Genomic DNA, 7,268 nt, shown 5'->3' with positions numbered 1-7,268 from the left:
CCGAGACGCAGGCGCTAAAGCAGCGCGGCCAATCCCGACGAAGCCCAGAAAGCCCACCACCCCAAAGAGCCACCCCTGGAGCCAGCCTAAACGCCAACCCGACCTCCGACCGCGCAGCCAAAAAAGAGAACACATAGGAAGATTCTCCACGTTGCCCATCGCCCCTCCCTTTGGCCAGCCCCGTATACAGCCCCATGCAGGGACAGACTACAAATCGACCCAGCCACCGCGGCCGTGGCGTCACCACCAAAGCCGCCCAGGATCACGTTGAAGAACGAGCGGTTCATCGCCTTGCACATGATGTACGAGAGGATGGCGCCCGAGCTTCCGACCAGCGAGCCCGCGATGATCAGCATCGAGTTGTTCAGGCTAAAGCCAATGCCTGCTGCCGCCCAGCCCGAGTAGGAGTTGAGCATGGACACCACCACCGGCATGTCGGCGCCGCCGATGGGGATGATGATCAGTACGCCCAGCACAAAGGAAAGCGCCAGCACCACCAGGAAGGCGTCCCAGTTCTCGGTCGCGGTGAAAAACAGCCCCAGTCCCACCGTGGCCACGGCCAGCGCCAGGTTCACCAGATGCTGGCCGGCAAAGACCACCGGCGCACCCTGGAACAGACGGAACTTGTACTTGCCCGAGAGCTTGCCAAAGGCGATGACCGAGCCAGAGAAGGTGATCGCCCCGATGGCTGCGCCCAGAAACAGCTCCAGCCGGTTGCCCGCAGGAATCTCGCCGGCGGCCTTGGCAATGCCAAAGGCCTGAGGCTCGGCCACCGCGGCCACCGCAATGAAGACCGCGGCCAGGCCGATCATGGAGTGCATGAAAGCGACCAGCTCGGGCATCTTGGTCATCTCGACCCGCTGGGCCATGATGGCGCCGGCACCGCCGCCGACCACCAAGCCAAGGAGCACCCAGCCCAGGCCCAGGGCGTTACCGCCGGAGAGCTTCATGATCAGCGCCGCGGTGGTGAACACCGCGATGGCCATACCGGTCATGCCAAAGACATTGCCCCGGATGGAAGTGGTCGGGTGAGACAGGCCCTTCAAGGCCTGGATGAAACAGACGGACGCCACCAGGTACAGCAGCGTCACCGTGTCCATGCTCAGGGCGAGGCCGCTCATTTGGACGCTCCCTGGGCAGAAGACGCGGCCGGGGCCTTCTTCTCTTTCTTCTTGAACATTTCCAGCATCCGGCGCGTCACGAGAAAGCCGCCGAAGACGTTGACTGCGGCCAGGGCCACGGCCAGCACGCCCATGGTCTTGCCCAGCGTTGTCTCGGTGAGCGCAGCGGCGAGCATGGCACCCACGATGACGATGGCTGAAATCGCGTTGGTCACCGCCATGAGGGGGGTGTGCAGCGCGGGGGTGACGGTCCACACCACGTGATAGCCCACGTAGATGGCCAGCACAAAGATGATCAGGTTGGTCAGGGTCGGGGAAATGATGTCCATGGCCGGTCCTCTTTCTTGTTCTTTATTTCTTCTTCACTTCACCGCCCTGGGCCATCAGGCAGGCCACGACGATGTCGTCTTCAGGGTTGACCGAGAACTTGCCTTCCTTGTCGATGACAAGTTTGAGGAAGTCCAAGACGTTGCGGGCATAAAGCGCCGAGGCGTCGGCCGCCACCAAGCCAGGCAGGTTCGTCTCGCCCACGAGCGTGACGCCGTGCTTGACCACGGTTTTCCCCGCCTCGGTCAGCGGGCAGTTGCCGCCCACCGACCCGTCCGGGGCAGCGGGCCCCTTCCCGGCGGCCAGGTCGACGATGACCGAGCCCGCCTTCATGGACTTGACCATCTCCTCGGTGACCAGCACCGGCGCAGCGCGGCCGGGAATGAGTGCGGTGGTGATGACCACATCGGCCTGAGCCACCCGCTTGGCCACTTCCACTTTCTGCCGCTCCAGCCAGGCGGGGGGCATCGGCCGGGCGTAGCCGCCCACGCCCTCGGCCGCGTCTTTTTCTTCCTGGGTTTCGCAGGGCACATCGATGAACTTGCCGCCCAGGGACTCCACCTGCTCCTTGACCGAGGGGCGCACGTCGGTCGCCTCGATCACGGCGCCCAGGCGCTTGGCAGTCGCAATCGCCTGCAGGCCGGCCACGCCTACCCCCAGGATCACCACCCGGGCAGCCTTGACGGTGCCGGCCGCCGTCATCAGCATGGGAAAGAAGCGCTGGTAGCGGTCGGCGGCGATCATCACCGCCTTGTAGCCGGCGATGTTGGCCTGGGAGGACAGCACGTCCATACTTTGCGCGCGGGTGGTGCGCGGGGCGGCCTCCAGTGCGAAGGCGGTCAGGCCAGCGGCGGCGATGCGGGACAGCCCCTCGGCGTCAAACGGATTGAGCATGCCCACCAACACCGAGCCAGGCTTCATCTGCGCGAGTTCGTCGGCTGCGGGAGCACGCACTTTCAGCACCAATTCGCAGCCCAGCGCCTGCGCGGCGTCGACGATGCGCGCGCCGGCCGCCTCGTAGGCGGCATCGGTGACGCTGGCCGCAACGCCGGCACCCGATTGAACCTGCAGCACATGGCCAGCAGCGACCAGTTTCTTCACCGTCTCCGGCGTGGCAGCGACGCGTGTTTCTCCCGCCAGGGTCTCGGCGGGGATACCTATCTGCATGGGGGACTCCTCCTGAATTCGTCAGGATGCGCGAGGCTGCGCTCCTTGTAACTTAACAGTAGCTTACATGAGCTTGCACTGTCGGGCCGGACGCGGGGACACCTCCGTACAAACCCTAGGCGAGCCAGACGACCCGTGCCCACCCGTGGCCCGTGGAAACTTTGCCTTTCCGGGCTGGAAAACCGGGCTCCCATAATCGCTCCATGACGACACGCTGGACCCCCCATGTCACTTTGGCAGCGATCATCGAGCGCGGTGGCCGCTTTCTGCTGGTGGAAGAAGAGACGTCGGACGGGCTGCGTCTGAACAACGCCGCCGGCCACCTCGACCCGGGCGAGTCGCCCGAGCAGGGCTGCAGCCGCGAGGCGCTCGAAGAAACCACCTACCGCTTCACGCCCACCGCCTTGGTGGGCGTCTACCTCACCCGTTCCCACAGCAACAGCCGCGGCGAAGACATCACCTACCTGCGCCTGGCGTATTGCGGCGAGCTGGGCGAGGCGGTGCCGGGCGCGCGGCTGGACGCGGGCATCGTGCGCACCGTGTGGATGACGCCGGAAGAGGTTCGCGACAGCGCGGACCGCCACCGCAGCCCGCTCATCGTGCGCTGCATGGAGGACTACCTGGCCGGGCGCCGCTACCCGCTGGACATGGTCTACACCAGCCCCGAGGTGCTGGCGATTCAGGGCTGAAGGCGGCTGACCCCTCAGAACTGGTATCGGCGCAAGCCCCCGTCCACCGGGATGACGGTGCCCGTGATGTAGGCAGCGAGCGGCGACACCAGGAAGGTGACCAAATTGGCCAGCTCCGCGGGCTCGCCGTAGCGACCAACCGGGATCTCATGCTCGGACTGCCAGGCGCGAAACTCGGGCGTGTAGTTGCGAAGAATCTGCTCGGAGTTGATCCGGCCCGGTGCGATGCAGTTGACGGTCACGCCGTGCTTGCCGACCATGCGCGACAGGCCCTTGGCCCAGCTGTGCATACCGGCCTTGGCGCAGACGGCGCCGTTGATATGTTGCGGCTCGCTCTTGCCCGTGATGTTGACGATGCGGCCCCACTTGCGGTCGATCATCTGGTCGATGAGGGCGTCGGCCAACTGGCGCGGCCGATGAAAGTTGAGATTGATCGCCTCCTGCCAGTCGTCCTCGCTCACGTGCAATTCCTTGAACGCGCGCGAGCCGCCGGCGTTGTTCACGAGGATGTCGACGCGGCCCAGACCTTCGAGGGCGGCAGCAGCCAGGCGGGCAGAGGCGTCTTCGGGATAGAGGTCACACGCAATCACTAACGGCTTCTTGCCGCCGGCCGCGACGATTTCCGCGGACAGCGCGTCGAGGTTTTCCACACGCCGGGCGGCGATGGCCACGTGCACGCCTTCGGCGGCCAGCGCCTTGGCAATTGCGCGGCCCAGACCCACGCTGGCACCCGTCACCAGGGCCGTCTTGTCGGAAAGTTGCAGCTCCATTGTTATGTCTCCAAAGTGAAAAGCGGGCCGAAGGAGCCCGCTCGCGGCGCATCATGGAAGCCCGCAGACCCGATCTGACTAGGCCCACTCAGTCCGGCCCAGCCAGAACCCCCGAGGGATCAGCGCAACTGCCCCAACTTGTCCTGCGCCGCGAGTTCAGCCGCACGCTGTGCATCCTCCGGCAGCAGGAGGCGCTCGGCCACCATCGCCTCGGCCGCGGCCCGCACCGCGGCCACGTAGGCAGCGGGGCTGGCGTATCGCTCCTCCAGCGAGGGCCGGGGATCGCCCGCGGCCAGGCGCTGCGCACGCGTTTCGGCAAACGGCACGGCCGCACCCTGCAGCGGGAACAAGGTATCCGGGCCAAAGCCTGCTGCACGGGGGTTCCAGCCGGTATAGGTCGCGCGGGGCACCGCCAGCGCCAACTGACGCACGCCGGCAATCGCCATGCCATCGGGGTCGGCGCGGGGCACGAAGACCGGGTAGCGGCCCAATTGCTTGGGCGGAAGCACCGACTGGTCGGCGAAACCGGCGGTGGTGTAGATGCCCACATAAGGCAGGCCCGGGATACCCGCCGGGACCGCGCTGGCGGCATCGACCAGGGTTCCATGCGCGCGCATCGGCACACGGCTAGCGGGCGGCTCCTTGCCAGTAGTCAGCCACTCGTTCATACCTGTGAGCAGGGCGCGCATCACCGCGCCGTTGTGCATCGGGTTGACGGGCAAGGCCATGGTTTGAGCCGTCCGCACGCGCTCGCCCGCGCTGCCGTAGTGCGGCGTTCCGGTGAGCATGTACGCACGCACGTCGGGCGGCAAATCGAGGTGATGACCAGCGAGATCGGTCACCAGCAGCGAGGCACGCGAGGCCCACCACTCGTGTTCGCTGTCGGTCTGCATCACCCGCGGGCAGGTGGCGTTGAGACGGCAACGCAGCATCAGGCTGTCGCGGCGTCCACTGAGCGGATCGTCCATCGCCACATAGGTGAAGGGGAACAGGTCTACCTGCCACGCGGGATCCTCCAGATGCCGTCCGTTGCGGTTGATGAGGCCGAAACGCACATTGGTGGCCATGCGCCGGGCACCGGCAACATGCGGCATCAGACCGTCCAGCACCGTGCGCCCCTGCAAGTCCTCATTGAAGCCCAGGTGCAGGAAGTCGCGCAGGAACCGCCCGGACTGGGATACGCCAAAACCGATGGCGCGCTGGACCGAGGAGCGACCCTGAACCGCCAGCGGGTTGGCTGCAGAACCATCGCGGCGCAGGAAGGCGGCGATGTCGCGCACCGCCGCGAAGCCCATGCCCAGAACGAGCGGATCCGTGGCGGTGTACGTCACCTCGTAAAGCGCGCCGGCATCGAAGCCGCTCGCAGGCCGCTGGATCTCGACCGTGGTCGGCCCGGTCGCGCGCACCGTGAGGCCGGGCGGCGTCTGGCGCGGCAAGTCCCAGCGCTGGCGCACCGTCACCGTGAGGTTGGCCGGGTTGGCCAGCCTCCACTGCAAGTTGGCCGTGGCGGGATTGCGCGTATGGTCGAAGATGAATTCCTCGCGCACCGGTCCGGTCACCCCGCGCAGGGCCGGGCCCTGAAGCGCCATCTGCCCCGGCCTCGAAGGCAGGTCCGCCTGCCAGCCGACCCACATCTGCGTGAAGCCTTGTCGCTCCAGAAAGCCGTTGCCCGGGTTGCCCTTGTCCAGGCTGTTGGCCTCAGGCGCATCGTTGAAAAGCTGGGGGCCGATCTGACGGCCGCGGTTGGGGACGTCCACCAGCAAGGTGCCGTTTCCGCGGGCTGGGTCGACCGGGCGCAGCAAGACGACGTCCGCCGTTGCCTCGACCCGGCCATTGGCCGTGCGAGGGGCCTTGTCGATGTCGACGATGACCGCGTTGCGAGGGTCGGCGGGGTCCAGTGCGATCGTGGCCCGGGCGGTCACCTTCTCATAGGGGCCCACCGCGTCGAAGCTGCGTCCGCCATAGGCTGGAGCTCGCTCGAGCACCTCGAAGCGGACCACTTGGGCCTGGGCGGCGAGCGCCGCCACCGCCACCATGGCAGCGCCGATCCCGCGGGCGCATGGAATCCAAGAGGTCAGCATCGAATCAACTCCTTCGTGAATACCTGCAAGTTCGGGCTTGCTGGGGCTTAGTGGGGCCTAGTGGGGCTCGATCAGGCTCAATCCGGCTTGATCTGCGCGCGCTTGACGATGTCGCTCCAAATCGTCTGCTCGCGGCCAATGAAGGCCGCGTATTCGCTGGAGGGGCCGCCACCGCTCACCGCGTTGTCGGTGGCAAAGCGCTCGGTCACCGCGCTGGAGCGAAGTGCCTTGTAAGACTCCTCCTGCAGCCGCTTGACGATGTCAGGCGGCGTGCCGGCAGGCACATGCATGCCATACCACTGCGCGGTCTCGAAATCCTTGAAGCCCATTTCGGCCACCGTGGGCACATCCGGCAGGGCCGCAATGCGTTGGGTGGTGCCGACCGCGATCGCACGCAGCTTGCCCGAGCGGATATGCGCGCCGAGGGCGGGCATGCCGGCCGAGGAGGCCTGCGTGCGCCCGGCCAGCAAGTCGGTGAGCTGAGGGCCGGTGCCGCGGTAGGGGATGTGGGTGATGAACATGCCCGCGACCAGCTTGAGATATTCCATCGCCAGGTGACCCGCGCTGGCGTTGCCGGCAGAGCCGTAATTGAGCTTGCCCGGGTTCTTCTTGGCGTAGTCGACGAATTCCTTGAAGTTCTTGGCCGGCACATCCGGGTGAATGACAAAGACGTTGGGCACCTTGGCCAGCAGCGTGACCGGCATGAAGTCCTTGTTCACGTCATAGGGCTGGTTTTTGAGCATGTAGGGGTTGACCGCCAGCGTCCCCACGTGCGTGAGGATCAGGGTGTGGCCATCCGGGGCTGACTTCTGCGCCTCCTGCATGGCCGTGACGCCAGCGCCGCCCGGCTTGTTCTCGACGAACACAGAGACGCCCAGCTGCTTGGTCAACTCGGCGGCCACTGAGCGGGCCACGATTTCCGAGGTGCCGCCCGGGGCGAAGGGCACCAGGAAGCGGACGGGCTTGCTCGGCCAGGACGATTGCGCGCGGGCGGCAGGCAGGGCCACCGCGGCGGCGGTGCCAGCGGCCACGACCAGGGCCTGGCGACGGGTGATCGGTGTGTTGATGCGTTCGGTCATGTCGGTCTCCTTCATTTTCATTTCAGCCCAGGTC

At 66.4% G+C, this 7,268-nt stretch carries 6 protein-coding genes and 1 pseudogene; 1 reads left to right on the top strand and 6 read right to left on the bottom strand.

Annotated elements, in window-relative coordinates:
• Positions 1-236: 236 nt before the first annotated feature.
• The 3 genes and pseudogenes from QE494_RS05905 to QE494_RS05895 form a co-directional block, all read right to left on the bottom strand.
• Positions 237-1,106: pseudogene (locus tag QE494_RS05905) on the bottom strand (NAD(P)(+) transhydrogenase (Re/Si-specific) subunit beta); the annotation flags it as partial.
• 11 nt (positions 1,107-1,117) lie between these two features.
• Positions 1,118-1,450 carry an NAD(P) transhydrogenase subunit alpha gene (locus QE494_RS05900; RefSeq protein ID WP_300041988.1) on the bottom strand — a complete coding sequence of 111 codons (333 nt, stop codon included), beginning with the start codon at positions 1,448-1,450 and terminating at the stop codon, positions 1,118-1,120.
• 22 nt (positions 1,451-1,472) lie between these two features.
• The gene (locus tag QE494_RS05895) at positions 1,473-2,615 is read right to left on the bottom strand and encodes a Re/Si-specific NAD(P)(+) transhydrogenase subunit alpha (RefSeq protein ID WP_300041987.1); all 1,143 of its coding nucleotides are present in this window, start codon (positions 2,613-2,615) and stop codon (positions 1,473-1,475) included.
• A gap of 203 nt (positions 2,616-2,818) precedes the next feature.
• Between QE494_RS05895 and QE494_RS05890 the strand changes: the two genes are divergently transcribed.
• Positions 2,819-3,304, top strand: coding sequence for an NUDIX hydrolase (locus tag QE494_RS05890; protein ID WP_300041986.1), 486 nt, complete (start codon positions 2,819-2,821; stop codon positions 3,302-3,304).
• A gap of 14 nt (positions 3,305-3,318) precedes the next feature.
• Here the strand turns inward: QE494_RS05890 and QE494_RS05885 are convergent, their stop codons facing one another.
• From QE494_RS05885 to QE494_RS05875, 3 genes are all read right to left on the bottom strand, one after another.
• Positions 3,319-4,074: an SDR family oxidoreductase gene (locus QE494_RS05885; RefSeq protein ID WP_300041985.1), complete on the bottom strand. Its 756-nt coding sequence runs from the start codon at positions 4,072-4,074 to the stop codon at positions 3,319-3,321.
• 119 nt (positions 4,075-4,193) lie between these two features.
• Positions 4,194-6,155: an alpha/beta hydrolase domain-containing protein gene (locus QE494_RS05880; RefSeq protein ID WP_300041984.1), complete on the bottom strand. Its 1,962-nt coding sequence runs from the start codon at positions 6,153-6,155 to the stop codon at positions 4,194-4,196.
• Positions 6,156-6,232: 77 nt separating this feature from the next.
• Entirely contained in the window at positions 6,233-7,234 is a 1,002-nt protein-coding gene (locus tag QE494_RS05875) for a tripartite tricarboxylate transporter substrate binding protein (protein WP_300041983.1), read from the bottom strand.
• Positions 7,235-7,268: the final 34 nt, after the last annotated feature.

Source organism: Ramlibacter sp. (assembly GCF_029866045.1).
Taxonomy (GTDB): Bacteria; Pseudomonadota; Gammaproteobacteria; order Burkholderiales; family Burkholderiaceae_C; genus Ramlibacter.
This window is presented reverse-complemented; position numbering and strand designations above follow the sequence as displayed.

Excerpts from the sequence above, each read along its gene's own strand:
- QE494_RS05875 (WP_300041983.1), bottom strand. The coding sequence starts at position 7,234 with ATGACCGAACGCATCAACACACCGATCACCCGTCGCCAGGCCCTGGTC.
- QE494_RS05880 (WP_300041984.1), bottom strand. The coding sequence starts at position 6,155 with ATGCTGACCTCTTGGATTCCATGCGCCCGCGGGATCGGCGCTGCCATG.
- QE494_RS05900 (WP_300041988.1), bottom strand. The coding sequence starts at position 1,450 with ATGGACATCATTTCCCCGACCCTGACCAACCTGATCATCTTTGTGCTG.
- QE494_RS05885 (WP_300041985.1), bottom strand. The coding sequence starts at position 4,074 with ATGGAGCTGCAACTTTCCGACAAGACGGCCCTGGTGACGGGTGCCAGC.
- QE494_RS05895 (WP_300041987.1), bottom strand. The coding sequence starts at position 2,615 with ATGCAGATAGGTATCCCCGCCGAGACCCTGGCGGGAGAAACACGCGTC.
- QE494_RS05890 (WP_300041986.1), top strand. The coding sequence starts at position 2,819 with ATGACGACACGCTGGACCCCCCATGTCACTTTGGCAGCGATCATCGAG.